The 24,358-nt window shown below is 71.0% G+C and carries 24 protein-coding genes; 17 read left to right on the top strand and 7 right to left on the bottom strand.

Features of this window, described 5'->3' with window-relative positions:
• Positions 1-87 precede the first annotated feature (87 nt).
• Entirely contained in the window at positions 88-1,098 is a 1,011-nt protein-coding gene (locus ACT3T5_RS15035; protein ID WP_444594778.1) for a LacI family DNA-binding transcriptional regulator, read from the top strand.
• Positions 1,099-1,170: 72 nt separating this feature from the next.
• Complete coding sequence (gene trpS, locus ACT3T5_RS15030; RefSeq protein ID WP_444579117.1) at positions 1,171-2,247, top strand: tryptophan--tRNA ligase; 1,077 nt, start codon at positions 1,171-1,173, stop codon at positions 2,245-2,247.
• Between the two features lie 102 nt (positions 2,248-2,349).
• Here trpS and ACT3T5_RS15025 read toward each other — a convergent pair whose 3' ends face one another.
• Entirely contained in the window at positions 2,350-3,936 is a 1,587-nt protein-coding gene (locus ACT3T5_RS15025; RefSeq protein WP_444594777.1) for a DUF5129 domain-containing protein, read from the bottom strand.
• Positions 3,937-4,173: 237 nt separating this feature from the next.
• Between ACT3T5_RS15025 and cysK the strand changes: the two genes are divergently transcribed.
• Positions 4,174-5,103 (top strand): cysteine synthase A, encoded by a 930-nt coding sequence (cysK, locus tag ACT3T5_RS15020; RefSeq protein WP_343921883.1) that lies wholly within the window; start codon positions 4,174-4,176, stop codon positions 5,101-5,103.
• Between the two features lie 110 nt (positions 5,104-5,213).
• Positions 5,214-5,774 (top strand): serine O-acetyltransferase EpsC, encoded by a 561-nt coding sequence (gene epsC / locus ACT3T5_RS15015; RefSeq protein ID WP_444579121.1) that lies wholly within the window; start codon positions 5,214-5,216, stop codon positions 5,772-5,774.
• A gap of 13 nt (positions 5,775-5,787) precedes the next feature.
• Here the strand turns inward: epsC and ACT3T5_RS15010 are convergent, their stop codons facing one another.
• Together ACT3T5_RS15010 and ACT3T5_RS15005 are read right to left on the bottom strand one after the other, a co-directional pair.
• Positions 5,788-6,573, bottom strand: coding sequence for an SIR2 family NAD-dependent protein deacylase (locus tag ACT3T5_RS15010; protein WP_444579122.1), 786 nt, complete (start codon positions 6,571-6,573; stop codon positions 5,788-5,790).
• On the bottom strand, positions 6,570-7,409 hold the full coding sequence (locus ACT3T5_RS15005; RefSeq protein WP_444579123.1) for an aldo/keto reductase: 840 nt from the start codon (positions 7,407-7,409) through the stop codon (positions 6,570-6,572). The genes ACT3T5_RS15010 and ACT3T5_RS15005 overlap by 4 nt, the downstream gene beginning before the upstream one ends.
• Positions 7,410-7,535: 126 nt before the next feature.
• On the opposite strand from ACT3T5_RS15005, the gene ACT3T5_RS15000 reads away from it, so the two are divergent.
• A complete protein-coding gene (locus tag ACT3T5_RS15000) occupies positions 7,536-8,768 on the top strand; it encodes an arginine deiminase (protein WP_444594776.1) in 1,233 nt (410 codons plus the stop codon).
• A gap of 20 nt (positions 8,769-8,788) precedes the next feature.
• Here ACT3T5_RS15000 and ACT3T5_RS14995 read toward each other — a convergent pair whose 3' ends face one another.
• Positions 8,789-9,361 (bottom strand): GNAT family N-acetyltransferase, encoded by a 573-nt coding sequence (locus tag ACT3T5_RS14995; protein ID WP_444594775.1) that lies wholly within the window; start codon positions 9,359-9,361, stop codon positions 8,789-8,791.
• Between the two features lie 229 nt (positions 9,362-9,590).
• Between ACT3T5_RS14995 and gcvT the strand changes: the two genes are divergently transcribed.
• From gcvT to ACT3T5_RS14960, 7 genes are all read left to right on the top strand, one after another.
• Positions 9,591-10,724, top strand: a complete 1,134-nt coding sequence (gene gcvT / locus ACT3T5_RS14990) for a glycine cleavage system aminomethyltransferase GcvT (RefSeq protein WP_444594798.1) — start codon at positions 9,591-9,593, stop codon at positions 10,722-10,724.
• Positions 10,725-10,793: 69 nt separating this feature from the next.
• Entirely contained in the window at positions 10,794-11,165 is a 372-nt protein-coding gene (gene gcvH / locus ACT3T5_RS14985) for a glycine cleavage system protein GcvH (protein WP_444579128.1), read from the top strand.
• A 94-nt stretch (positions 11,166-11,259) separates the two neighbouring features.
• On the top strand, positions 11,260-14,202 hold the full coding sequence (gene gcvP, locus ACT3T5_RS14980; protein WP_444579129.1) for an aminomethyl-transferring glycine dehydrogenase: 2,943 nt from the start codon (positions 11,260-11,262) through the stop codon (positions 14,200-14,202).
• 84 nt (positions 14,203-14,286) lie between these two features.
• On the top strand, positions 14,287-15,498 hold the full coding sequence (locus tag ACT3T5_RS14975; RefSeq protein ID WP_444594774.1) for a cobalamin-independent methionine synthase II family protein: 1,212 nt from the start codon (positions 14,287-14,289) through the stop codon (positions 15,496-15,498).
• A 184-nt stretch (positions 15,499-15,682) separates the two neighbouring features.
• Complete coding sequence (locus ACT3T5_RS14970; RefSeq protein ID WP_444594773.1) at positions 15,683-16,849, top strand: glycosyltransferase family 4 protein; 1,167 nt, start codon at positions 15,683-15,685, stop codon at positions 16,847-16,849.
• Between the two features lie 152 nt (positions 16,850-17,001).
• Positions 17,002-17,748, top strand: coding sequence for a gamma-glutamyl-gamma-aminobutyrate hydrolase family protein (locus ACT3T5_RS14965; protein ID WP_444579132.1), 747 nt, complete (start codon positions 17,002-17,004; stop codon positions 17,746-17,748).
• 67 nt (positions 17,749-17,815) lie between these two features.
• Positions 17,816-18,064 (top strand): hypothetical protein, encoded by a 249-nt coding sequence (locus ACT3T5_RS14960; protein WP_444594772.1) that lies wholly within the window; start codon positions 17,816-17,818, stop codon positions 18,062-18,064.
• 211 nt (positions 18,065-18,275) lie between these two features.
• Here ACT3T5_RS14960 and deoD read toward each other — a convergent pair whose 3' ends face one another.
• A complete protein-coding gene (gene deoD / locus ACT3T5_RS14955; RefSeq protein ID WP_444594771.1) occupies positions 18,276-19,001 on the bottom strand; it encodes a purine-nucleoside phosphorylase in 726 nt (241 codons plus the stop codon).
• A 96-nt stretch (positions 19,002-19,097) separates the two neighbouring features.
• On the opposite strand from deoD, the gene ACT3T5_RS14950 reads away from it, so the two are divergent.
• Complete coding sequence (locus ACT3T5_RS14950; RefSeq protein WP_444594770.1) at positions 19,098-20,381, top strand: MFS transporter; 1,284 nt, start codon at positions 19,098-19,100, stop codon at positions 20,379-20,381.
• An 18-nt stretch (positions 20,382-20,399) separates the two neighbouring features.
• On the opposite strand, the gene ACT3T5_RS14945 is transcribed toward ACT3T5_RS14950, so the two are convergent.
• Together ACT3T5_RS14945 and ACT3T5_RS14940 are read right to left on the bottom strand one after the other, a co-directional pair.
• Positions 20,400-21,035, bottom strand: coding sequence for an L-threonylcarbamoyladenylate synthase (locus ACT3T5_RS14945; protein WP_441462136.1), 636 nt, complete (start codon positions 21,033-21,035; stop codon positions 20,400-20,402).
• A gap of 89 nt (positions 21,036-21,124) precedes the next feature.
• On the bottom strand, positions 21,125-21,490 hold the full coding sequence (locus tag ACT3T5_RS14940; protein WP_444579137.1) for a DUF952 domain-containing protein: 366 nt from the start codon (positions 21,488-21,490) through the stop codon (positions 21,125-21,127).
• A 24-nt stretch (positions 21,491-21,514) separates the two neighbouring features.
• Between ACT3T5_RS14940 and ACT3T5_RS14935 the strand changes: the two genes are divergently transcribed.
• Genes ACT3T5_RS14935 through ACT3T5_RS14920 form a run of 4 tightly spaced genes read left to right on the top strand, consistent with a single transcriptional unit; the run spans position 21,515 to position 24,313 of the window.
• On the top strand, positions 21,515-21,880 hold the full coding sequence (locus ACT3T5_RS14935) for a GNAT family N-acetyltransferase (RefSeq protein WP_444594769.1): 366 nt from the start codon (positions 21,515-21,517) through the stop codon (positions 21,878-21,880).
• On the top strand, positions 21,877-22,443 hold the full coding sequence (locus ACT3T5_RS14930; RefSeq protein ID WP_444594768.1) for a low molecular weight protein-tyrosine-phosphatase: 567 nt from the start codon (positions 21,877-21,879) through the stop codon (positions 22,441-22,443). The genes ACT3T5_RS14935 and ACT3T5_RS14930 overlap by 4 nt, the downstream gene beginning before the upstream one ends.
• Positions 22,440-23,900, top strand: coding sequence for an amidase (locus ACT3T5_RS14925; RefSeq protein ID WP_444594767.1), 1,461 nt, complete (start codon positions 22,440-22,442; stop codon positions 23,898-23,900). Before ACT3T5_RS14930 ends, ACT3T5_RS14925 begins: the two co-directional genes overlap by 4 nt.
• Positions 23,897-24,313, top strand: a complete 417-nt coding sequence (locus ACT3T5_RS14920; RefSeq protein ID WP_444594766.1) for an RNA-binding S4 domain-containing protein — start codon at positions 23,897-23,899, stop codon at positions 24,311-24,313. Before ACT3T5_RS14925 ends, ACT3T5_RS14920 begins: the two co-directional genes overlap by 4 nt.
• The last annotated feature ends 45 nt before the right edge of the window (positions 24,314-24,358 follow it).

The raw sequence follows: 24,358 nt of genomic DNA, 5'->3' as shown, positions 1-24,358 counted from the left end.
GATTCGGCTACGGACGAGGGTGGTCGCTCCGCTCGCCCTCCGGCTGTCGGGTGCTCACCCCGCTCACTCTCTGGAAGGATGCGTGCCATGACACGACTCATCGACATCGCCCGGAGCGCCGGGGTCAGCGAGGCGACGGTCTCCCGTGTGCTCAACGGCAAAGCCGGCGTCAACGAGGCCACACGCGGAACGGTCCTGGAGGCCGCGCGGCAGCTGGGTCGTGAGCTGGGCCCGCGTGCGCTCTCGTCGGGCCCTCTGGTCGGCGTGCTCGTCCCGGACCTCGACAACCAGGTGTTCTCCGCCTGGGTGGAGCGGCTCGAGGCCGAGCTGTTCGAGCGCGGGGCGTCGGCTCTGGTGGGCCTGCGGGCCCGCACCGTGGAACGGGAGTGCGAGATCTTGCAGCGCTTCTTGCACAGCGGTGTGGACGCGATCATCGTCGTCTCCGGGCACCATGCGCAGCAGCGTGGTCCGATCGAGCACTACCGCGAGATCACGGCGGCCGGCACTCCGCTCGTGCTCATCAACGGGGTGCGGGACGATCTCGATGCCGCGTTCCTCTCGACGGACGACGAGCACGCGATGCGGCTGACCCTCACCCATCTGCAGGATCTCGGGCATCGGCGCATCGGCCTCGCCATGGGCGATGAGCACACCTGGCCGGTGCGCTCCAAGCTCGGCGTCTTCGAGGAGGTCGCCACCTCCTCGCTCGAGGGGGAGTGGCCGGTCTCCTTCACCGACTTCTCCTACGCCGGCGGGTACGAGGCGGCGCGAGACCTCATCGCCCATGACGTCACCGCGATCGTCTGCGGGTCCGACGTGATGGCCGCCGGGGCGCTCGAGGGCGTGCGCTCGCACGGGCTGTCCGTCCCGGAGGACATCTCCGTGGTCGGCTACGACGACGTCTTCTGGGCGGGGCTCACCGATCCGCCCCTGACCACGGTGCGCCAGGCGGTGAACTCCATCGCCCGCGCCGCGGTGCGCGCCGCGCTCGGCGGCGGCGAGGAGTCCCGTCGGCCCGCACGGACCGAGGTCGTCGTACGGCCCCAGCTGATCGTGCGCGGTTCCACCGCGGCCGCACCGGAGGGCTCTGCCGGCTAGGGACGCGCAGGCTTGGGATGCGCAGGCTAGGGACGCGCAGGCTGAGGCCCCGCAGGCGGCTAGCATGGTGGGGTGAACGATGAGACCCTCGCCCCCAGCAGCTATGACACGTCCCAGCGCCGCAGCGATGCGCTCTGGTCCAGGATCGAGACGGATCCCTCGGGTCTGCGCATGCTCACCGGCGACCGTCCCACCGGGGCCCTGCACATCGGCCATTACTTCGGCTCCCTGCGCAACCGCGTGCGGCTGCAGGACGCCGGTGTCGAGAGCTGGGTGCTGGTCGCCGACTACCAGGTGATCACCGATCGCGACGTCGTGGGTGACATCAAGGGCTCCGTGCGCGAGCTGCTGACCGACTACCTCGCCGTGGGCCTGGACCCGGAGCGCTCGACCTTCTTCGCGCACTCCGCCGTGCCGGCCCTGAACCAGCTGATGCTGCCGTTCCTGTCGCTGGTCACCCAGCCGGAGCTCGAGCGCAACCCCACCGTGAAGGCGGAGCTCGCCGCGGCCGGGAAGTCCGCCATGGGCGGCCTGCTGCTGACCTACCCCGTCCACCAGGCCGCGGACATCCTGTTCTGCGGCGGCAACGTGGTGCCCGTGGGCCGGGACCAGCTGCCCCACATCGAGCAGACCCGCGTCATCGCCCGCCGCTTCAACGAGCGCTATGCCGGCGGCGAGCAGGTCTTCACTGAGCCCGGTGCCCTGCTCTCCGAGTCGCCCACGATCCTGGGCCTGGACGGCGAGCACAAGATGAGCAAGTCCCGCGGGAACACGGTGATGCTGCGAATGGACGAGGCCGAGACCGTCAAGAAGATCAAGAAGGCCAAGACGGATTCCGAGCGCGTGATCACCTACGATCCCGAGAACCGCCCGGAGGTCGCGAACCTGCTGACCATCGCCTCGCAGTGTGCGGGGCGCACCCCGGAGGAGATCGCCGAGGAGATCGGCGACAAGGGCTCCGGCACCCTCAAGATCATGACCGCCGACCTGCTCAACGAGCACCTCGAGCCGATCCGAGCCCGTCGCCGTGAGCTCGAGCAGGACCCCGAGCACCTCTTCTCCGTGCTCCGCGCGGGCAACGAGCGGGCCAACGAGGTCGCCGAGAAGACCCTCGCCCGCGTGCGCGAGGTCATGGGGATGGTGTACTGAGCGCCTGACCGGCAGACCAGAACCGGTTCAGTTCCAGCTGGGGCACCTCTGCGCCGGCTCGTGCAGATCACGAACTGCCTCTCGAACCGCCTCACGAACTGCTCAGAAACGGCTCGAGCTGCCCGCGCCGGAGAAGCCGCCCGAGCTCGCCGAGTAGCCCGATGTGCTCCCGCTCGAGCTCGACGGATTCCGGTGGGCCTCCAGATCGGTGTCGGCCTCGTCGTGCCAGGTGCGGTACCACAGCAGCGGGCTGAGGTGCCAGAAGGTCCCTTGGCCGTCGGGGGAGCCGGAGGCCGCCGCATCCAGCGCATGGCGGCGTCCGCGCACCGAGCGGTAGCCCTGATCCTCGTGCTCCAGGTCGGCGTCCCACGAGGCGTCCCGCATCACCTCGGCCTCGTCGTCGTCGGCGGCGAGATGCGAGATCCGCAGGCGCTGCAGCGCGGCGACCGCCGCGGACAGCTCCGTGGTGAGGGTGTCCAGGCGCTGCAGGGCGCTGTCGGGAGCGATCTGGTCCGCCTCGAGCTGCGTGGTCAGCGTCTGCATCTCCTGGGCGACGTCCCCGCCCATCTCGCGGAGGTCCGCCGCGGCGGCGGCCTCCTCGGGGGAGACGTCCTCCCCGTCCTCCAGCGCGGAGTCGATCGAGTCGATCGAGTCCTGCAGCGGGGCCAGCTCGCGCTCCCAGGCGGCATGCCAGTCGCCGAGGCGGTGGAGCAGATCGTTCGTGCCGATGATGTCGTCATCGATGTCGTCGAGGTAGGTCACGACCTGCTCGAAGTCCCGGGCCAGTGTGCGCTCCGGACCCTTCAGCCCCCATGCCCAGCGGCGTTCCTGCGGCGTCGGGAGCTGCGTACACAGCTGCGTCGCCTCCTCGATCTTCTCGCGGTAGGTCTCGTGGTCGGCGAGCGCCGCCTGCGCGTAGACGGACTCGGTGGGCAGCGTGCGCGCCGCGGCGTCGGTCAGGCGACGCTTGGACAGGACGTCGTCCAGGCGGGGGAGGGATTCGTCGACGCGTCGCCGCGCCGCGCGGCGCAGGCCGACGAGCGACAGGGCGGTGACGGCGGCGCCGCCGAGGGCGACGAGGCCGACCACGAGCGTCGCGGGATGCTGCCACCAGGGGCGGTCGAGCAGATCTGCGTACTCCTCGACGCCTGCCTGGAGGGAGCCCTCCCAGTCGCCGTCGGCCGCGTCATCACGCATCGCCTCCTGCACGGCCTCGAAGCCGTCCTCGTCGAGCTTCACGTCCTCCCCGGCGTAGGTGCCCACGAACCGGTTCTCGGGGTCGAGGGCGATGATCACCGTGCCATCGGCCCAGTGGTCGCCGTCCGGGGCGAGCAGCTCGGGGGCGGCGTCCTTCGCGTGGGCGAGCACGGCATCGTTCAGCGCCGTGTCCTGGGACTCCTCGAGACCGTAGTCCGTGATGTCGAGGACCAGCACCGCGAGATCCACCTGGCGGCGGAAGTCGACGTCGGCGAGCCGGCTCTCGAGGATCTCGGGATCGACGTGGCCCGTGGTGTCCGTGTCGGTGACGGAGACCGAGCGCGGGGTCTCGGCCAGCGCCGGGGCGGGGAGCATCACGAGCAGAGACAGCAGCGACACCAGCGCGGCGAGGGCGAGAGCGGCGAGCGGGGTCGGCGCGGACTGCGAGCGAGCTGGCTGGACGGCGACGGGGTCGGCGGTCGAGAAGGGCATGGGGCGAGACTAGAGGGGGCATGCGCGCGAGCTCGTCGACGTTGGTCGATGCGCGCGTGTCGGAACGGTGGGACCCTGGAGGAGTTCGAGCCGGCAACGTGCCGGCGACGGCCCGGAGGACTCCGGGAGTCCGCCGATGGTGGGCGTCCCCGCACGGCGGCGCCCTGCACGGTTATGATCAATCCAAGCGCACCTTTGGGTCATGTCGTGAGTGACCCGTCCATCGAGGAGGAACACATGGCTATCTACGAGAACGTCTCCGAACTGATCGGCGGCACGCCGCTGGTGAAGCTCAATCACCTGGGTGAGGACGTGAAGGCCACCGTGCTGGCCAAGCTCGAGTTCTACAACCCCGCCAACTCCGTCAAGGACCGCATCGGCGCAGCCATGATCGACGCCGCCGAGAAGTCCGGCGAGCTGCAGGCCGGCGGCACCATCGTCGAGGCCACGAGCGGAAACACCGGCATCGCGCTGGCGATGGTGGGCAGCTCCCGCGGCTACAAGGTCATCCTCACGATGCCCGAGTCCATGTCCAAGGAGCGGCGCATGCTGCTGCGCGCCTTCGGCGCCGAGCTGGTGCTCACCGAGGCGGCCAAGGGCATGCAGGGTGCCGTGGACAAGGCCCAGGAGATCGCCGCCGAGAACGGCGCGGTCCAGGTCAAGCAGTTCGACAACCCCGCCAACCTCGAGGTGCACCGTCGCACCACCGCCGAGGAGATCTGGAAGGACACCGACGGCTCGGTCGACGCGCTGGTCGCCGGCATCGGCACCGGTGGCACGATCTCCGGTGTGGGCCAGGTCCTCAAGGAGCGCAAGGGCGAGGTGAAGGTCTTCGCGGTCGAGCCGCAGGAGTCCGCGATCCTCAACGGCGGCGCCCCCGGCCCCCACAAGATCCAGGGCCTCGGCGCGAACTTCGTGCCCAGCGTGCTGGACCGCGAGGTCTACGACGAGGTCGTCGACATCGACGCCGGGACGTCGATGGAGCGTGCCCGCAACGTGGCCCGCACCGAGGGTCTCCTGGTCGGCATCTCCTCCGGCGCCGCGATCGAGGCCGCCGCCCGCATCGGTGCCCGCGAGGAGTTCGCCGGGAAGACCATCGTGGTCATCGTCCCGGACTTCGGCGAGCGCTACCTCTCCACCCCGCTGTTCGCCGAGTACGCGGATTGAGCACCTCGGGACGCCGCCGGGCGAGTCCGCGGCAGGACCCGTCGCAGGGTTCGTCGTCGGGCTCGTCACGGGGCCTGCGGCCGCTGACGCGGGGCCTCACGGACCGTGTGATGAGCGCCGTCGGGACCGTCCGGGAGGACGTCGCGGCGGCGCGCCGTCGTGACCCCGCAGCGACCGACGACCTCTCGCTCGTGCTGACCTCCCCGGGGCTGCATGCGATCTGGACCTATCGGGTGACCAATCGGCTCTGGGAGCGGGGAGCGCGGTTGCCCGCGCGGATCATCTCGCAGGGCGCCCGGTCGATCACCGGGGTCGAGATCCATCCCGGCGCGACCATCGGCCGCCGCTTCTTCATCGACCACGGCATGGGCGTCGTCATCGGCGAGACCTCCGAGGTCGGCGATGACGTGATGCTCTATCACGGGGTCACGCTCGGAGGGCGCTCCATGGAGCGCACCAAGCGCCATCCCACGGTCGAGGACGGCGTGACGATCGGGGCCGGTGCCCGCGTGATCGGACCCGTCGTGATCGGGCAGGGCGCACAGATCGGGGCCAATGCCGTCGTCGTGCGGGACGTCCCGGACGGTGCCACCGCGGTCGGGGTCCCGGCGAAGGTGCGCACCGGCGCCGCCCACCCCGAGCACCAGGTGGATCCCGCGATCTGGATCTGAGCTGTCCGCCGGATCAGAACGGGTCGAGGAACGAGCTCCGACCGATCTGGTTCAGCGTGCGCTCCCAGTCCGGGAGCACCTCGTGGGCGTCCTCGGCGATGATGTGGTCGAAGACCGCCCGCAGGGACGGGTCCGGCGGCGGATCGATGTCGATGAGCACGGTCGTGGCCCCGTGGGCCTTCGCCATCGGGGCGAGCCGGGCGGCGGGGAAGACCACGCCGCTGGTCCCGACGGCCACGAACAGGTCGGCTCGCCGTGCCAGCCGCACCGCGAGCTCGAGCGCGTCCGCGGGCAGGTTCTCGTCGAACAGCACGACATCGGGCCGCGTCGGCTCCCCGCAGTCCGGGCAGGCCGACGGGACCCCGTGATCCTCCGCGCGGCTCCCGGCACCGGGATCCACCACGGCCCGCCACCGGCACTGCGGATCCAGGCACACGGCCCGCAGGGCGCTCCCGTGCAGCTCGGCGACGACCTCGCTGCCGGCGGCCTGGTGGAGACCGTCGATGTTCTGGGTGATCACCGGGGCGCCGAGGCGTGCGATCGCCCGGTGCCCCGGCGTCGGCCCGTGGTCCAGGGCGATCCGGGCCATGCGCCCCCAGACCGACCACAGCATCGGCAGCGAGCCGGGCAGCAGCTCGGCATGCATCGCCTGCTCCGTCTCCGGCTCCATGGCCCACAGCCCGTCCGGGCCGCGGAAGGTGCCCAGCCCGGTGCGGGCGCTGAGCCCGGAGCCGGTGAGGAACACGATCTCCCCATGCTCCTCACCGGGGCAGAAGCGGGCGCGCCCGCCCGCCGTCACCACTCCTCGTGCTCGCGCGAGTCCCAGGCGGCCTCCTCGCCGAGGTCCAGCGTCGCGAGCAGCTCCCGGTCGGCGTCGTCGAGCGCGACGTGGTCCAGGGAGGCGTTGTCGAGCTGGCGCTGCGGATCGCCGGACTTGGGGATCACGACGATGCCCTGGTCGATGGTCCAGCGCAGGGTCACCTGGCTGGTGGTGGCGCCGTGCTTGTCGGCCACCTTCCGCAGCGCGTACTGGGCGCTCAGCCCGTCGCGGCCACCGAGCGGCCCCCACGCCTCGGTGACGATCCCGTGCTCGCGATGGAAGGCGACCGCGTCGTGGCGCTGCAGGGCGGGGGAGAGCTGGATCTGGTTGACCTCGGGACACACCCCGGTGGCGTCGACGAGCTCCTGGATCTGCTCGGGTCGGAAGTTCGAGACGCCGATGTGCAGCGCCTTCCCCTCCTCCTTGAGGTCGATCAGGGTGCGCCAGGTGTCCAGCGCGAGGCCGCGAGAGGGGTTGGGCCAGTGGATCAGCACGAGCGCGGCACGCTCGAGGCCGAGCCGGCGCAGGGACTCCAGGCAGCCGGTGCGAGCCGCGTCGCGCCCCTGGTCGTCACCGGCGATCTTCGTGGTCACCAGGACCTCGTCGACGTCGACGCCGCTGCGGCGCACCGCCTCGCCGACGGCGGTCTCGTTGCCGTACTGGGCGGCGGTGTCCAGCAGCCGGTAGCCGGCGCGGATCGCGGTCGCGATGGCCTCGGCACCGTCGGGGCCCTTCAGACCTCCGGTCCCGAAACCGATCAGCGGGAAGGCCGTGCCGTCGGCGAGCGACGTGCTGGGAAGGGAGAGCGTGGTCATGGAGACCTCCTGCAGGAGCGGAAGCGGACACCACCAGCGTAGTCATCGTCGGCCCGGAGCGGGCCGGAGGGGGGTGGGAGGTCTGTTAGCGTGCATCCACCTGACGTCTCGACGAGGAGAGTCCGCATGACCGATACGCCTCCCCGGCATCACGGAGTCCACGATGAGATCTCCCCGCTGCGGCGGGTGATCGTCCACCGGCCGGGACCCGAGCTGGAACGGCTCACCCCGGACAGCAGGGAGGACCTCCTCTTCGACGAGGTGCTCTGGCGCGACCGGGCGGAGGCGCAGCACACCGAGTTCACCACCCTGCTCGCCGACGAGGGCGTGGAGGTGCTCGAGCTGACCGGGCTGCTGACCGACCTGCTCGAGGAGTCCGAGGTCCGCGCCACTCTGCTGGACCGGGCGCTGGATCCCGCAGCGCTGGGCGACATCGCCGCGCAGGACCTCCGCGAGGCGATCGCCGACCTCCCCGCGACCCAGCTGGTCGACGTGATGATCGCCGGGATCACCGTCTCCGAGCTCCGCGGGCTCGGGGTCGGGCCCCGGTCGATCTCCCTGCAGCACGTGCCGGGGGAGCATCTTGTGCTCGATCCTCTGCCCAACCATCTCTTCACCCGCGATTCCTCCGCCTGGATCGGTGACGTCGTCTCGGTCAGCCCGATGCGGCGATCGGCCCGACGGCGCGAGAGCCTGCACCTCGAGGCGATCTATCGCTACCACCCCGCGTTCGCCGGGGCCGCTGCGCCGCGTCGGATCCTGGGGCCGGGTGCGGGCGGCGCGGCCACCGTCGAGGGCGGGGACGTGATGCTGCTGTCCCCGCGCGTGCTCGCCGTGGGGCTGTCCGAGCGCACCACCGCCGTGGGCGTCGAGCGTCTTGCGGCGGATCTGCTCGAGGCCGGCACCGTGGACACGGTGATCGCGATCGCGCTCCCGCACCAGCGGTCGATGATGCACCTGGACACCGTGACCACCGTCGTCGACCAGGAGTCGATGCTGAGATACGGGCCGTTGGGGACGCTCGAGACCTTCGAGATCCAGCGGCACGGCGACCGCCTCGTGTCGCGGGCGCGCGCGGCCGGCGAGATGGACGAGGTGCTCGCGCGCGGGCTCGGCGTCGAGTCGCTGCGCGTGCTGAGCGCGCCCCTGGACGCCTATGCGGCGGCGCGCGAGCAATGGGATGACGGGTGCAATGTGCTGGCGATCGCGCCGGGGAAGGTCATCGCCTACGAACGGGCCGCCGCGACCAACGACTACCTGCGGGACCAGGGCATCGAGGTGCTCGAGTTCACCGGGGACGAGCTGGGTCGGGGCCGGGGCGGGCCACGATGCATGAGCTGTCCCGTCGCCCGCGGCTGACAGGATGGCCTGTCGGCCGCTCAGCGCCGGGTGGGCGGTGGCGGATCGGCCTCGGTCTGCAGGCTCAGCGCCTGCTCCGGCAGAGGGTCCCGGAGGGAGCGCTCGAGCAGCAGCTGCTGCGAGCCGAACTCCTCGAGCCCCTTGCGCACGGTGAAGCCGAGCTTGCGCAGCAGGGCGACGCTGCGCTTGTTCCGGGTCTGGCTGATCGCGATCACATGATCGTCCTCGAGCGCATGGCGCGCCCAGGAGAGCAGAGCGATGCAGGACTCCGCGGCGTATCCCTGCCCGGTCCACTCCGGGAGCAGGGCGTAGGAGAGCTCGAGCTCCCCGCGGTCGTAGTCCAGGGTGATCGACCCGATCATCGTCTCGTCCTCATGACGGATCAGGGCCCAGCGGCCCCACGTCAGGCCCAACGGCGAGAGCTCCAGCGCCTGCCGTGACGCATAGTCCACGGCGCCCCCGAGATACTCCCTGGTCACAGGATCGGTGAGCAGACGGATCACCGCTTCGCGGTCGCCGTCGCCCGGCGGGCGGATCATCAGCCGTGGGCTGGGGATCCGGACCGGCCATTCGCTCGTGCCTTCCTTCGTCACGGGTCCACCGTACAAGGTCCGGGTGCTGCCTCCCGCCGTGTTCCGTCCTGCTGCACAGGGTTTCCACACATCTGTCTGCGGGTGCCTGCCCGCGGGTGCCACGAGGCGTCGGGCGCAACGGTATGGTGACTTCTGCGGCACACCGAGGTGACGCACCCTGTCCGCTCACGAGCACGTGCCGTGTGACGCAGCCGGGCGGCGATCCCGCCCCGTGACGAGAAGGAGCATGATGGTCGAGCAGGCTCTGCGCAGCACCGCGCTGGAGACGGTCCACGAGTCGCTCGGAGCGACCTTCACCGATTTCGCGGGCTGGCGCATGCCGGTCCGCTACGACTCCGATCTCGCCGAGCACGCGGCGGTCCGGGAGCGGGCGGGGCTCTTCGATCTCAGCCACATGGGCGAGATCCATCTGCGCGGCCCGCAGGCGGCCGACGCCCTCGACCATGCGCTCGCCGGGAAGCTGTCGGCGATGTCCGTCGGGCGCGCGAAGTACTCGCTGCTGCTGACGCAGGACGGCGGCGTGATCGACGACGTCATCACCTACCGCCTGGCCGAGGACCACTTCATCGTGGTCGCCAACGCCTCCAACGCGGAGGTCGACGCCCAGGAGCTCACGGAGCGCGCCGCCGGCTTCGACACGGTGGTCGACGACGCCTCGGACCGCACCGCCCTGATCGCCGTGCAGGGCCCGGCCAGCGAGGAGATCCTGCTGCGCGCCCTGACCACCGGTGACAGCGGCGTCGAGGGCATCGGCGCCGAGGATCTCCGGGAGATGAAGAACTACCGCTTCGCCGAGGGCACCTACCACGGGGAGCAGCTGCTGATCGCCCGCACCGGGTACACCGGGGAGGACGGCTTCGAGCTGTACGTCCCCGACGAGCTGGCCGCAACCCTGTGGGAGCAGTTGACCGTCGCCGGCGGCGAGGACCTCACCCCGTGCGGCCTCGCCTGCCGCGACACCCTGCGCCTCGAGGCCGGGATGCCGCTGTACGGCCACGAGCTCGGCCGGGATCTGTACCCCGCCCAATCGGGCATGGCACGGGTCGTGGCCCTGACGTCCAAGGGCGATTTCGTCGGCCGCGAAGGCGTCGAGGCGGCGGACCTGTCCGATCGCCCCGTGCTGGTGGGCCTGGTCGCCGAGGGCCGACGAGCCGCCCGCGCCGACGCGAAGGTGCGCGACACCGAGGGGCGCGAGGTCGGGGCCATCACCTCCGGGGTGCTCTCGCCGACCCTCGGCCACCCCATCGCCATGGCCTTCGTGCGCCCGACCGTGACCGAGGTGGGCACTGAGCTGATCGCTGATGTGCGCGGCAAGGACCTCCCGGTGCGGGTCGTCGCCCTGCCGTTCTACTCCCGCGCCTGACACCACAGCATTCCCGTTCGCCAGCTTGACCGTTCGATCCCCGTTTTCTCTCCCGGAAGGACCACTCTCATGACCGCAGAACTCCTCTACAGCAAGGACCACGAGTGGGTCCGCGTCGAGTCCGACGGCGTGGCCGTCGTCGGCGTGACCGACTACGCGGCCGAGCAGCTCGGTGACGTCGTCTACGTCGATCTGCCGGAGGCCGGCGCCGACATCTCTGCCGGCACCGAGATGGGCGAGATCGAGTCCACCAAGTCCGTCTCGGACCTGTTCTCCCCGATCGACGGCACCGTCACCGAGGTCAACCAGGCCGTGGTCGATGCCCCGGAGCTCGTGAACTCCTCGCCGTTCGACGAGGGCTGGCTGGTCAAGGTCAGCTTCGCCGCACTGCCCGAGGATCTGCTGAGCGCCGAGGACTACACGGCCTTCACCCAGTCCTGACCGACCGGGAGGCGGCCGCATCGTGTGCGCGGTCGCCCCGGCCGTCGGGCCCACGCACCCACCGAGAACCGCGACACCCCAGGGGCACCTCTTCATGACCGCTTCGTCCGTGCATGCGCACGACTCCTTCGTCCGCCGCCATGTCGGCACCGATCCCGATGCGCAGCGTCGCATGCTCGAGGTCCTCGGCTACGAGACCTTGGACGAGATGCTGACCGCCGCCGTGCCCAGCACGATCCTGCTGGACCCGGAAGGGCAGGACGCAGCCTCCGCGGTGCCGTCGGGGATCACCGAGACCGCTGCGCTGGCCGAGCTGCAGGCCCTCGCCGATCGCAACACGGTGCGGCGCTCCCTGATCGGCCTGGGCTACCACGGCACCCACACGCCCGCGGTGATCCAGCGCAACGTGCTGGAGAACCCGGCCTGGTACACCGCCTACACGCCGTACCAGCCGGAGATCTCCCAGGGCCGGCTCGAGGCGCTGCTGACCTTCCAGACGATGATCTGCGACCTCACCGGGATGGACGTCTCCAACGCCTCGACCCTGGACGAGGCCAGCTCCGCGGCCGAGGCGCTCATGCTCGCCCGCCGCACCGCCAAGCGCAACGGGAACGTGTTCCTGGTGGACGCCGACGCGCTGCCCGCCACGAAGGCCGTGCTGCGCGGTCGCGCCGACGGGCTCGGCATCGAGCTGCGCGAGGTGGACTTCGCCCGCGACGGCGCCCCCGAGGGAGACTACTTCGGAGCCTTCATCCAGTATCCCGGGGCCTCCGGCCGCATCTGGGATCCCCGGGACGTCATCGCCGAGGTGAAGTCCACCAAGGCCGTCGCGATCGTCTCCGCCGATCTGCTGGCGCTGACGATGCTCGCCTCGCCGGGCTCCCTCGGGGCCGACGTCACCGTGGGCAGCTCCCAGCGCTTCGGCATCCCGCTCGGCTTCGGCGGCCCCCACGCGGGCTTCGTCGCCGTGCGCAAGGGCCTCGAGCGCCAGCTGCCCGGTCGGCTCGTGGGGGTCTCCGTCGACGCCGAGGGCAACCCCGCCTACCGGCTCTCGCTGCAGACCCGCGAGCAGCACATCCGCCGCGAGAAGGCCACCAGCTCGATCACCACCGCCCAGGTGCTGCTCGCCGTGATGGCTGCCATGTACGCCGTCTACCACGGCCCCGAGGGGCTCACCCGGATCGGTCGCCAGGTCGCCGATCGCACCGCGACCCTCGCCGCCCATCTCGTGGCCAGCGGCTTCGAGCTCGTCGGGGACTCCTTCTTCGACACCCTCGAGGTGCGCGCGACAGGACAGGCCCAGGACATCGTCGCGGCCGCGGGGGAGGCAGGCTTCCTGGTCCATGCCGTGGGCGACGACCTCGTGCACCTCTCCCTGGACGAGACCATCACGTCGGCCGACCTGCAGGCGATCGCCGCGGTGTTCGCGCCCTACGCCCAGAACCCCGGCCAGGAGCTGGCCGAGACCGCCTCGGGCGGAGCCTGGGGAGGGCTGGCGCGCGAGGACGCCTTCCTCCAGCACCCGGTGTTCTCCTCCTTCCGGTCCGAGACCGCGATGATGCGCTACCTGCGCCGGCTCGCGGACCGCGACTTCGCCCTGGACCGCGGCATGATCCCGCTGGGCTCGTGCACCATGAAGCTCAACTCCGCGACCGAGATGGCCGGGGTCACCTGGGCGGGCTTCAACGCGATCCACCCCTTCGCCCCGCGCGAGGACGTCGAGGGCTATCTCGAGCTCATCACCCAGCTGGAGACCTGGCTGACCGACCTCACCGGCTACGACACCGTGTCCCTGCAGCCCAACGCCGGCTCGCAGGGCGAGTTCGCCGGACTGCTCGCGATCCGCGCCTATCACGCCTCCCGCGGCGAGAGCGGCCGCGAGGTGTGCCTGGTGCCGAGCTCCGCGCACGGCACCAACGCCGCCAGCGCCGTCAACGCCGGCCTGCGCGTGGTGGTCGTCGCCTCGGACTCCCGCGGCAACATCGACCTCGATGACCTCAAGCAGAAGATCAAGGACCACGGCGACGAGCTCGCCGCGATCATGATCACCTACCCCTCCACGCACGGCGTGTACGAGGAGGAGGTGCGCACGGTCTGCGAGCTGGTGCACGACGCCGGCGGGCAGGTCTACGTCGACGGGGCGAACCTCAACGCCCTGCTGCAGGTCGCCCGGCCCGGCGAGTTCGGCGGCGACGTCTCCCACCTGAACCTGCACAAGACCTTCTGCATCCCCCACGGCGGCGGCGGTCCGGGCGTGGGACCGGTCGCGGCTCGCGCCCACCTGGCACCGTTCCTGCCCGGCCACCCGGCCATGCAGAAGCCGGAGCACCCCGTGGCCGGCCACGGGGATCAGGTCCACGGCGGCGCCCCGGTCTCGCAGGCTCCGTACGGCTCCCCGTCGATCCTGCCGATCACCTGGACCTACATCCGCCTCATGGGGCCCGACGGGCTGCGCCATGCGACCGCCTCCGCGGTGCTCGCGGCCAACTACATGGCTCGCCGCCTCTCGGAGTCCTACGAGATCCTGTACACCGGCGAGAACGGGCTGGTCGCCCACGAGTGCATCGTGGACCTGCGCCCCTTCACCGCGCGCACCGGGATCACCGTGGACGACGTCGCCAAGCGGCTCGTCGACTACGGCTTCCACGCCCCGACCATGTCCTTCCCGGTCGCCGGGACGTTCATGGTGGAGCCGACGGAATCCGAGGACCTCGCCGAGATCGACCGCTTCGTCGACGCGATGCTGATGATCGCGAAGGAGGGCGAGGAGGTGCTGGCCGGCACGTGGTCCGCCGAGGACAACCCGCTGGTGAACGCCCCGCACACCGCGGCGTCCATCGCCACGGGGGAGTGGACCCATCCCTACTCCCGCGAGGTCGCCGTCTACCCCGGCAGCTGGACCGCCCCGGAGGACCTCTCCACCCATGACAGCGCACAGATGCGGATCCAGTCCAAGTACTGGCCCCCGGTGCGCCGTATCGACCAGGCCTTCGGCGATCGCAATCTGGTGCCGACCTGGCCCCGTGGCGACGAGTGAGCTGCTGATCGCCCGCGCCGCTCGATGAACGGCTGTGACGCCCCGGTTTCTGACCGGGGCGTCCTGTCTTCTACTCTCGTGGCCATGACCGAGATCCTCACGACCCATGCCGGTTCCCTACCCCGCAGCCCCGAGCTGCTCGAGGCCAACGCCGCCCGCCCCGTCGGCGCGGACGGGCTGACCCCCGAGCCGACCGACGAGTTCCGTGAGGTGCTGCGCCAGGCGGTCGTCGACGTCGTCGCCAAGCAGCGCTCGATCGGCATCTCGATCCCCAACGACGGGGAGTACGGGCACCTGATGGGTTCGGCCGTGAACTACGGCTCCTGGTGGTCCTACATCTTCGACCGGGTCAGCGGCCTGGAGCTGACCGGCAGCGATCATTTCTCCAGCGAGCCCGTGCGCTCGAGCCCCGGGGACGTGCGCCTGACGACCTTCCCGGACCGACGCGACTGGACGATCTTCGCCGACGCCTACCAGGACCCCACCTCCGGCATCACCGTCGGCGCCCAGACCACGTTCCCCGCCGCGACCGGCCCGGTCTCGTTCTCCGACGTCGGCCGCGAGCTGGTCGCGCAGGACACGACGAACATCCAGGCGGCGCTGCAGGCGGCAGGTTACGAGCACGGCTTCCTCAACTCCCTCTCCCCGGGCTCCGGCAGCCGTATCAACGATGACCACTACGGGGACGAGGACGCCTTCCTGGACGCGTGGGTCGAGGTGATGCGCCCCGAGTACGAGGCGATCGCCGCCGCCGGGCTCACCGTGCAGATCGACGACCCCTCGATCGCCGAGAACTGGGACCAGATCAACCCCGAGCCGTCGGTCGAGGACTACCTCGTCTTCACCCGCAAGCGGGTCGACGCCGTGAACCGTGCGCTGGTGAACGTGCCTACGGAGCAGACCCGCTTCCATCTGTGCTGGGGCTCCTGGCACGGTCCGCACACCACGGACATCGAGTTCCGGCACATCGCCCCGCTGCTGCTGGAGATCGACGCGAAGTACTACAGCTTCGAGGCCGCCAACGTGCGCCACGAGCACGAGTGGACCGTGTGGCAGGACCTCGAGCTCCCCGCGGACAAGGTGCTCGTGCCCGGGATCGTCTCCCACGCCACCAACGTCGTCGAGCACCCCGAGCTGGTCGCGCAGCGCCTGGAGCGCTTCGCGAAGCTCGTCGGCCCCGAGCGGGTCATCGGCTCCACCGACTGCGGACTCGGCGGGCGCATCCACCCGCAGATCGCCTGGGCGAAGCTCGAGTCGCTCGCCCAGGGCGCGGAGATCGCCTCCCGCCGCCTCTGACACGTGATCCGTGCCCTGGGAGACAGGGCTGCGTCCGGCGTGCGATGTTCGGCGTTCGGGGTGCGGCATCCGGGGTGCAGTCCGAGGCCGGGGCGGGATGCTCTGTCGTCTGTTCATGTGGACGTCGCGCAGAGGCCACGCGCCCGTGGGGCGGATTCTGCTCGGGCGGAGGAGCATCGAGCTCGTGAGGATCCTTGTCGTGACCGAGTCCTTCCTGCCGCACATGAACGGTGTCACCAATTCGGTGCTCCGCGTCGTCGATCATTTCGCCTCTGTCGGCGATGATCTCGGGATCATCGCCCCGAAGTGGCCAGGGGTCGACAGATTCCTCCGCACCGCCGGTGGGCGGAGGATCCGGGTGCGCCGCGTCGCGTCGGCGCCGCTGCCCGGCTACTCCGCGGTGCGGATCGCCGCCACCAGCGCCGCGTCCCTGCGCCGACGCATCGAGGACTTCCAGCCCGACGTCATCCACCTCGCCTCACCCACGATCCTGGGAGGTCGCGCCGTGGTCGCCGCGCAGAGAGCCGGGGTGCCGACGGTCGCCGTCTACCAGACGGACATCCCGGGCTACACCGCCCGCTACGGGATGCCGTTCCTCGAGAACGCCTCCTGGCAGCTGCTCAAGGACGTCCACAACCGCGCCACGCTCACGCTGGCGCCCTCCACCGCGACCCGGGACCAGCTGGTCGAGCACGGGATCGACCGGGTGCACCTGTGGAGGCGCGGCGTGGACACCTCCCAGTTCTCGCCCACCATGCGCAGCGACTCGCTGCGGCAGAAGTACGCGAGGCCGGGGGAGAAGCTCGTGGTGTACGTGGGCCGTCTCGCGCCGGAGAAGCAGGTCGGGGACCTGAAGGTCATCCACGACATGCCCGGGGTGCGGCTGCTGATCGTCGGCGACGGCCCGGACCGTGACACCCTGCGCCGGGACATGCCCCGCGCCGCGTTCGCCGGCTTCCGCACCGGCACTGATCTCGCCGCCCACCTCGCGAACGCCGACCTGTTCATCCACCCGGGGGAGCTGGAGACCTTCGGACAGACCATCCAGGAGGCCATGGCATCGGGGCTGCCCGTGATCGCGCCCCGTCGCGGCGGGCCGGTGGATCTCATCGCGCCCAGCCGCACCGGGTGGCTCTACACCCCGGGCATGCTCGACGAGCTGCGCGAGCACGCCGGCGATCTGCTCTTCGACGACGCCAAGCGCCTGGCCTTCGGGCGAGCGGCCCTGGACTCGGTGCATCAGCGCACCTGGCCCGTGCTCGCCGAGCAGCTGCGCGGCCACTACCTCGCCGCGATCGAGCAGCACCAGCAGCTCCGGCAGCTCCGGCCGCCGGCGCGGACCCGACGCTGAACCTGCGCTGGCCCGGCACTGACCCCATACCCGCACCGATGACCCCGTCCCCGTCACATTCGGCCACATAAGTCGCCCGGGACAACGTCCCCGCGATGAACTGTGCATGTCGCCGACCCGGCGGCTCGGATCTCCGCGGAAAGGACTACATCATGGCGCAGCGCACCACCCGCCGCCCGCTCATCGGCGTGACCGCAGGGACCCGGGCCATGATGTCCGGCGCCTGGGCGGGCCATGACGCCGTGGTCGTCACCGAGCACTACGTGCGTGCCCTCCGCGAGGCCGGAGCCCGACCCGTGATCATCGCCCCGCAGGATGCGTGGAGCGACGAGGAGATCGCTGAGCTCGACGGCCTCGTACTCACCGGCGGCACCGACCTCGACCCCGCCGCCTGGGGCGAGGACGCACTGGCCACCGACATGACGCCCGATCCGGAGCGCGACGCCTTCGAGACCGCCCTGTACCGTGCGGCCCGCCGCGCGGACGTCCCCGTCCTGGGCATCTGCCGCGGCCTGCAGATCATCGTCATCGCCGAGGGCGGCGAGCTGCACCGGCATCTGCCCCTCGACGTCCCGGCCCATCCCGTCACCGGGGAGCAGCCCACCCGGGTCGAGGTCGGCATCGACGCCGCCAGCGACCTGGCAGTGGCCCTGGGCACCCGCGCGGAGGTCACCGCCTTCCACCACCAGGGTGTGCGTGATGTCGCCGGGGACCTCCGGATCGTGGCCCGCCACGACAGCGGGCTCCCGCTCGCGGTCGAGGCCGCGTCCGGATCCAGCGTCCTCGCCGTGCAGTGGCACCCCGAGATCGACGGGACGGACGGCGCCGCCATCTTCGAGAGCCTGCTCACGGCGATCGAGCATCGCGCCGCGTCGGCACCGGAGCCTGCTCTGGTCTAAGATGGCCGTGACCGTACGCGCCTCCGGGCCGCGCGGAGCACACAGGTGACACGGAGGAAGAACCACCATGAACAACCAGCACGCCGCCGAGGCCGACGTCATGGCCGAGCAGGCAGAGCGTACCGAGAGCAACCAGACCTCGACGGGTAACAACCTGGTGCTCAGCATCGTGCTGTTCGTCGTGCTGTTCGTGCTGTTCGCCGCGGGCCTCTACGTGATGAGCCTGTTCACCACGGTCACCTTCGTGGTGGGCCTGGGCATGTGCCTGGTCGCCCTGTTCGGCACCTTCGACCTGGTGCCGCGCTTCCTCACCTGAGCCCAGCTCCTCGACGCATTCCTCGTGCCCGGCGCCTCATGGCGGCCGGGCACGAGTGTTCTGCGACCGGCCCGGCGGCGAGGACGCCGTCCGGCGGGTCGAGCCCCAGCCTGACGGAGCCGCAGCCTGACGGAGCCGCAGCCTGACGGAGCCGCAGCCTGACGGAGCCGACGACCGGGACGGATCCGGTGGGGGTCGGATCCGATGGGTGTCAGATCCGGTGGGTGCTGTCGAGCCGGACGATCGACTCCAGCGCCACGACGATCATGTCCTCGAAGGTCTCTTGGCGCTCCTGCGAGCTGGTCTCCTCGCCCGTCACGAGATGGTCGGAGACGGTGCAGACCGCGAGCGCCCGGCGGGAGAACTGCGCGGCGAGCGTATAGAGGGCGGCGGCTTCCATCTCCACGCCGAGCACACCGTACTCCGCGAGCGTCGCGGTGATGGTGGGGTCGGGGTTGTAGAACTGGTCCGCGGAGTACAGCCCGCCGGCGACCACCGGCAGCATCTTCTCCTCGGCGACGTCCGCCGCGATCCTCAGCAGCTCGAAATCTGCGGCCGGGGCGTAGGAGACCTGTCGGAACCGCGGCACGTTCATCGCGGAGTCCGTCGACGCGGCCGTCCCGAGGATCACGTCGCGCACCGAGACCTTCTCCGAGAGCCCGCCGCAGGTGCCCACCCGCACGATGGCCTGGACGTCGTAGTCGCTGAAGAGCTCCTGGGCGTAGATGGCCATCGAGGGCTGGCCCATGCCGGAGCCCTGGGCGGAGATGCGGACGCCGGCGTAGGTGCCGGTGTACCCGAGCATCCCGCGCACATCGTTGTACTGGACAGGATCCTCGAGGAAGGTCTCGGCGATCCAGCGGGCACGGTAGGGGTCACCGGGCATCAGGACGTAGGGGGCGATCTGGTCGGGCGAGGCACCGATATGTATCGACATGCCGCCAGCGTACGTGGGCTCCGGCCACGTAGTCGGCCGACGGTCCGACGCCGACCGGGTTGGCTTCTGCGGGAGACTCCCGGACAATGTCGTCTCGTGAACGTTCACTCCTCGTCGCGCGCCGCGGCGTCCCCCTCCCTGCCCGTCGACGCCCGTCGGGCCCGATGGGCGGTCTCTCTGCTCTTCTTCCTCAACGGGGCGTCGTTCTGCGCGATCGTGCCCCGGTACCCGGAGCTCGTGGAGAGCATCGGGCTCACGAAGACGGCCTTCGGGCTCGCCGTCGGCATCGGTCCGATCGGCGGTCTGATCGCAGGGCTCGGGGCCGCGGCCCTGATGTCCCGCTTCGGATCGGCGCGGGTGGCCGTCGTCGCCCAGATCATCGCCTCGACCACGCATCTGGCCGTCTACCTCTCCGGCTCGTGGCTCTGGCTCGCCGGCTCGCTGATGTTCGCCATGGCGGCCGATTCCATCACCGACATCTCCATGAACGCCCATGGCATGCGCGTCGAGCGACGCTACCGGCGCTCGATCATGAACAGCTATCACGGCTGGTGGTCGCTGGGCGCCGTCACCGGCGGGCTGCTGGGCGCGGCGAGCGCCCAGCTCGGGCTGCCGCTGTGGATGCAGGGACTGATCGGCCTCGTCGTCTTCGGCGTCCTGGCCGCGTCGTCGCTGCGCTTCATGCTCCCCGGGCACGACACCACCGAGCGCACCCCGGTCGCCGCCCCGTCGGCCGCCTCCGGCGCGGAGGTCCCCGCCGACGTCGCCCCGACGGGCTTCCGCATCGCTGGGATGAGCCTGCGGGCACTGGGGCTGGTGTGCGCCCTGGGCATGGTCCTGGTGTTCGCCGGGTCCACCGAGGACGCCGGCAGCACCTGGGGTGCGCTGTTCATGGACTCGACGTTCGCGGTCACCCCGTTCGTCGCCGGCATGGCCTTCGTGGCCCTCCAGGGCGCCCAGACCATCGGCCGTTTCACCGGTGACTACGTCGTGGACAGGCTGGGGGACCGCACCACCGCCCGGCTCGGGGCGCTGATCGCGGCTGTGGGCATGGCCTTCGCCCTGCTGGTGACCAGTCCGATCACGGCGATGATCGGCTTCGCCGCCGCCGGCTGGGGAGTCGCCACCCTGTTCCCTGCGGCCTACCGCGCGGCCGACGACATGCCGGGAGTCCCGCACGGCGTCGGCATCACCGTCGTGGGCTGGTTCGCACGCCTGGGCTTCTTCGTGACCCCGCCGCTCGTCGGCGCCCTCGCCGACGCCCTGACCCTGCGCTACGCACTGTGGATGATGCCGCTGTATGCCCTGGGCATCCTGATCTTCTCCGGAGTGCTCAGCACGAGGTCCCGGACGACGGGGTCACCGAGCCCCACGGCCTGAGAGGCCCGAGCGGGGCCCTCAGAAGCGGCTGATGTCCCCGGCGCCCTCCCGGGCGATCTCGAGGTCACCACCGGAGAGGTCCACGACGGTCGTCGGCTCGATGCCCACCTCACCGGAATCGATGATCACGTCCACCTGATCGCCCAGCAGGTCCTGCACGACCCAGCCCTCCGAGGGCGGATCCTCCTGGCCCGGCAGCAGCAGGGTGGAGGAGACGATCGGCTCCCCGAGCGCCTCCACCAGGGCGTGGGCGACCCGATGATCCGGGATCCTGACGCCCACGGTGTGCTTCTTGGGGTGCGCCATCCGTCGGGGCACCTCCTTGGTGGCCGGCAGGATGAAGGTGTACGGGCCCGGCGTCGCATTCTTCACCAGGCGGAACGTCGGGTTCGAGACGATGACGAACTGGCCGAGCTGCGCGAAGTCCGCGCACACCAGAGTGAAGTGATGGTTCTTGTCGACCTGGCGGATGCGGCGGATCCGCTCGAGGCCTTCGGCGGCGCCCAGCGAACAGCCCAGCGCGTAGCAGGAGTCGGTGGGGTAGGCGATGAGGCCGCCGTCCTTCAGCACGTCGACGGCCTGGTCGATGAGACGCTGCTGCGGATCGACCGGGTGGATGTCGAGGTAACGGGCTGACGGTGAGGATCTGGCCATGCCCGATGCTACGTCCGCGAGTCCGGGAATGCCACGCACTCCTGGGCCTCGGTCCGTGCGCACAGGCGACGACGATCAGGCGACGACGATCAGGCGACGACGACGAATTCGCGGCCGATCCACTTGGTGCGCCGCAGCCGCAGCACGGCACTGACCGGCAGCGGACCCTTGATGTGGGGGTAGCCGCGGCCCTCGCCGTCGTCGTCGGCCTCGATGTCCACCGCGATACCGGCGGCCTCCACCTGGCCCACATCGATCTCGAGGATCACCAGGTTCGCGGGGCGGTCGGGGTACACGCGTTTGGCGACCACGGAGACCTGCTCCGGCCAGGAGGCGTGGATGTACCCGATCTCGCTCAGGTCGCGGCCACGGGTCGCCTGGGTGTACGAACCCGACCGAGCGGCCGCCTCCCAGGCGGGCAGCTCGGTGATGTGCCAGATCAGGGGCGCGGGCATGACCGGCAGTGTACCGTGAACTGCATGGATGAGACCTCCGCCGGACCAGGCGCGGTACGCCTGGTCCACGATGGCGACCGAGACCGTTTCGAGGCGCTCGTGGGTGACGCGCTGGTGGGCGTCCTCGCCTACGGCGACGAGCCGACAGGGCCGGACGGACCCGACGGGCCCAGGATCGTGCGCGATCTGCGATCCACCGTCGTCTCCCCCGATCACGGCGGCCGCGGTGTCGGCTCCGCCCTGGTGCGATTCGCACTCGAGGACGCCCGCGAACGGGGCTGCTGGGTGATCGCGACCTGCTGGTTCGCCCGCGGCTGGATCGACCGCCATCCCGAGTTCTCGGACCTGCTCGAGGACTCCTCGACCCCTCAGGAGGACGATCACCGATGACGTACCGCATTCTCACCGTGTGCACCGGGAACATCTGCCGCTCGCCGATGGCCGAATATGCCCTGCGCGAGGCCGTCCAGCAGGCAGGCCTCGGCGAGGAGGTGGAGGTCGCCTCGGTCGGCACCACCCGCGAAGAGGTCGGCAACCCGATCGACCGGCGGGCCGGCGAGCTCCTGCGCCGCCACGGCATCGACCCCTCCGCCCATCGGGCCCGGCACATGAGCGCACAGGATCTGGAGGAGGCCGACCTCGTGCTGGCCCTGGACCACGACCACGTCGGCCCGCTGCGGCGCCTCGGCGGCGACGCTCTCGACGGCCGACTGCACATGGTGCGGGACTTTGCGCCGGAACCGGTCGACGACACCGGCATCCGCGACCCCTGGTGGGGCGATGAGAGCGATTTCGACCTCGCGTGGGAGCAGATCACGGAAGCGACCGACGGGATCCTCGACCAGGTGCGCGCCGACCTCGGCCACGACGGGCGCTCGGCGGACGACGCGGGCAGCGATCGCGCCGACGAGGACGCCGATGAGGACGCCGACGAGAACGAGGCCGCCCGATGACCCCGTCCCACGGGGCTGACGCCCTCGGGGCGCTGGAGACGGGAACGGCGATCCGCGACGGAGAGATCGACCCGCGAGAGCTGGCCGAGGGAGCCCTCGACGCGGCCCGCGGCATCGGCGGCGTCGTCGGTGCTTTCGCCCACGTGCTGGACGACCTCACCCGCGACCAGGCCCGGGCCGTGTCCGATCAGCTCGCGGAGGCGAGGCGCACCGGACAGCTCGAGGAGCTCGCGCGCCGCTTCCCGCTGCTCGGCGTGCCGATGCCGATCAAGGACCTCACCCAGGTCGCCGGCCAGCCCTTCGAAGCAGGCAGCGCCACGATGGCGGGGAACATCGCGAGCGTCACCGATGGCGTCGCGCAGAAGATCCTCGACGCCGGCACCCTGACCATCGGCAAGACCAGCACGCCCGAGTTCGGGATGCCCTGCTACACCGAACCCGCGACCGGTGCGCCGGCCCGGACCCCCTGGGACGTGCGCCGCACGGCGGGCGGCTCCAGCGGTGGGGCCGCCGCCGCGGTGGCCAGCGGCATCGTGCCGATCGCGCACGGCTCCGACGGCGGGGGCTCGGTGCGGATCCCGGCCGCGTGCTGCGGCGTCGTGGGCATCAAGCCGACGCGAGGGCTGGTCTCGCCCGGCCCGTACTCGAGCGAGGGGATGGGCCTGGCGACCGATGGGGTGCTGGCCCGCAGCGTGCGGGACGTCGCCGCCGGGCTCGACCTCCTGGCCGGCCCGCGCCCCGGAGACTTCTTCTCGGGGCCCTCCCGCTCGGACAGCTACCGCGAAGCGGCCGGGCGCGCCCCGGGCCCGCTGCGCATCGCCGTGCTGCGCGAGCCGCTCGCGGCCGAGACGGAGGTGCACCCGGCGGCGCTGCGCGGCCTGGAGCGTGCGATCGACCTGCTGCACGGGCTCGGTCACGAGACGACGCCGATCGGCGCACCGTTCACCCCGCAGGAGTGGTCCTCGTTCATGCCGCTGTGGACCGTCGGCGCGGCGTCGATCCCGCTCGCCCCCGAGCAGGAGGACGAGCTCCTGGAGCTCACCCGCTGGCTGCGGGAGCGCGGACGCTCGTACAGCGGCGTCGACCTCGCGGGGGCCCTCCAGGGCGTGCAGTCGATCGCCCGGCGCACGGGGGAGCAGTTCGCCCCCTTCGACGTCGTGCTCACCCCGACCCTCTCCGGACCGCCTGCCTACCCGGAGGATCTGCAGCTGGCCGACGGAGCGGCGGACTTCGACGCCCAATGCGCCTTCACCCCGTGGACCAGCACCTGGAACATGATCGGGAACGCTGCGATCTCGGTGCCGTTGCATCGCGAGGAGATCGACGGGACGGAGCTGCCTTTCGGGGTCCAGCTCGGCGCGACGCGTCCCGGTCAGGACGCCCTCCTGCTCGCGCTGGCGGCGCAGCTCGAGGCCCAGGATCCGTGGCCCCTCGTGCGGGAACCCGCCACCGCATGAGCGCACCGTCGAGCGGGCAAGAACCGTCCGTCGGACCGCAGTCCGTGCGCCTGGACGTATGGCTGTGGAGCGCTCGGCTGATGCCCACGCGCTCGGCGGCGACCTCGGCATGCCGTGGCGGGCATGTGCGCCGCAATGGAGAGCCCACCAAGGCCGCCCAGCGCATCGCAGTGGGGGATGAGCTGAGGATCCGCTCGCCCGGGCGGGAGAAAATCGTCATCGTCACGAAGATTCTCGTCAAACGGGTCGGGGCACCGATCGCACGGACCGCCTACGAGGACCACAGCCCGGAGCCGCCGCCGCAGCTGGCGGCCGCCCCGCCGCGTCGTGATCGTGGCACCGGACGCCCCACGAAACGGGAGAGACGAGCCCTGGACCGATTGCGGGGACGGGACGAGCAGCAACCGCTCTGAGGAAGCGCCCGCGGTGCGCCGCTCACTCCGCGGGTGAACGGTTCA

Origin of the sequence: Brachybacterium sp. AOP3-A1-3, assembly GCF_052378285.1 — a bacterium.
In the GTDB taxonomy this organism is placed as follows: domain Bacteria; phylum Actinomycetota; class Actinomycetes; order Actinomycetales; family Dermabacteraceae; genus Brachybacterium.
Note: the sequence above shows the minus strand (reverse complement) of the source record. Positions and strands in the feature narration are given on the sequence as shown.

Bases quoted from the DNA above. Each gene is read 5' to 3' on its own strand.
- ACT3T5_RS15035 (WP_444594778.1), top strand. From the start codon at position 88: ATGACACGACTCATCGACATCGCCCGGAGCGCCGGGGTCAGCGAGGCG.
- ACT3T5_RS15025 (WP_444594777.1), bottom strand. From the start codon at position 3,936: ATGCCCTTCTCGACCGCCGACCCCGTCGCCGTCCAGCCAGCTCGCTCG.
- cysK (WP_343921883.1), top strand. From the start codon at position 4,174: ATGGCTATCTACGAGAACGTCTCCGAACTGATCGGCGGCACGCCGCTG.
- epsC (WP_444579121.1), top strand. From the start codon at position 5,214: ATGAGCGCCGTCGGGACCGTCCGGGAGGACGTCGCGGCGGCGCGCCGT.
- ACT3T5_RS15005 (WP_444579123.1), bottom strand. From the start codon at position 7,409: ATGACCACGCTCTCCCTTCCCAGCACGTCGCTCGCCGACGGCACGGCC.
- ACT3T5_RS15000 (WP_444594776.1), top strand. From the start codon at position 7,536: ATGACCGATACGCCTCCCCGGCATCACGGAGTCCACGATGAGATCTCC.
- gcvT (WP_444594798.1), top strand. From the start codon at position 9,591: ATGGTCGAGCAGGCTCTGCGCAGCACCGCGCTGGAGACGGTCCACGAG.
- gcvH (WP_444579128.1), top strand. From the start codon at position 10,794: ATGACCGCAGAACTCCTCTACAGCAAGGACCACGAGTGGGTCCGCGTC.
- gcvP (WP_444579129.1), top strand. From the start codon at position 11,260: ATGACCGCTTCGTCCGTGCATGCGCACGACTCCTTCGTCCGCCGCCAT.
- ACT3T5_RS14975 (WP_444594774.1), top strand. From the start codon at position 14,287: ATGACCGAGATCCTCACGACCCATGCCGGTTCCCTACCCCGCAGCCCC.
- ACT3T5_RS14965 (WP_444579132.1), top strand. From the start codon at position 17,002: ATGGCGCAGCGCACCACCCGCCGCCCGCTCATCGGCGTGACCGCAGGG.
- ACT3T5_RS14960 (WP_444594772.1), top strand. From the start codon at position 17,816: ATGAACAACCAGCACGCCGCCGAGGCCGACGTCATGGCCGAGCAGGCA.
- deoD (WP_444594771.1), bottom strand. From the start codon at position 19,001: ATGTCGATACATATCGGTGCCTCGCCCGACCAGATCGCCCCCTACGTC.
- ACT3T5_RS14945 (WP_441462136.1), bottom strand. From the start codon at position 21,035: ATGGCCAGATCCTCACCGTCAGCCCGTTACCTCGACATCCACCCGGTC.
- ACT3T5_RS14940 (WP_444579137.1), bottom strand. From the start codon at position 21,490: ATGCCCGCGCCCCTGATCTGGCACATCACCGAGCTGCCCGCCTGGGAG.
- ACT3T5_RS14935 (WP_444594769.1), top strand. From the start codon at position 21,515: ATGGATGAGACCTCCGCCGGACCAGGCGCGGTACGCCTGGTCCACGAT.
- ACT3T5_RS14930 (WP_444594768.1), top strand. From the start codon at position 21,877: ATGACGTACCGCATTCTCACCGTGTGCACCGGGAACATCTGCCGCTCG.
- ACT3T5_RS14925 (WP_444594767.1), top strand. From the start codon at position 22,440: ATGACCCCGTCCCACGGGGCTGACGCCCTCGGGGCGCTGGAGACGGGA.
- ACT3T5_RS14920 (WP_444594766.1), top strand. From the start codon at position 23,897: ATGAGCGCACCGTCGAGCGGGCAAGAACCGTCCGTCGGACCGCAGTCC.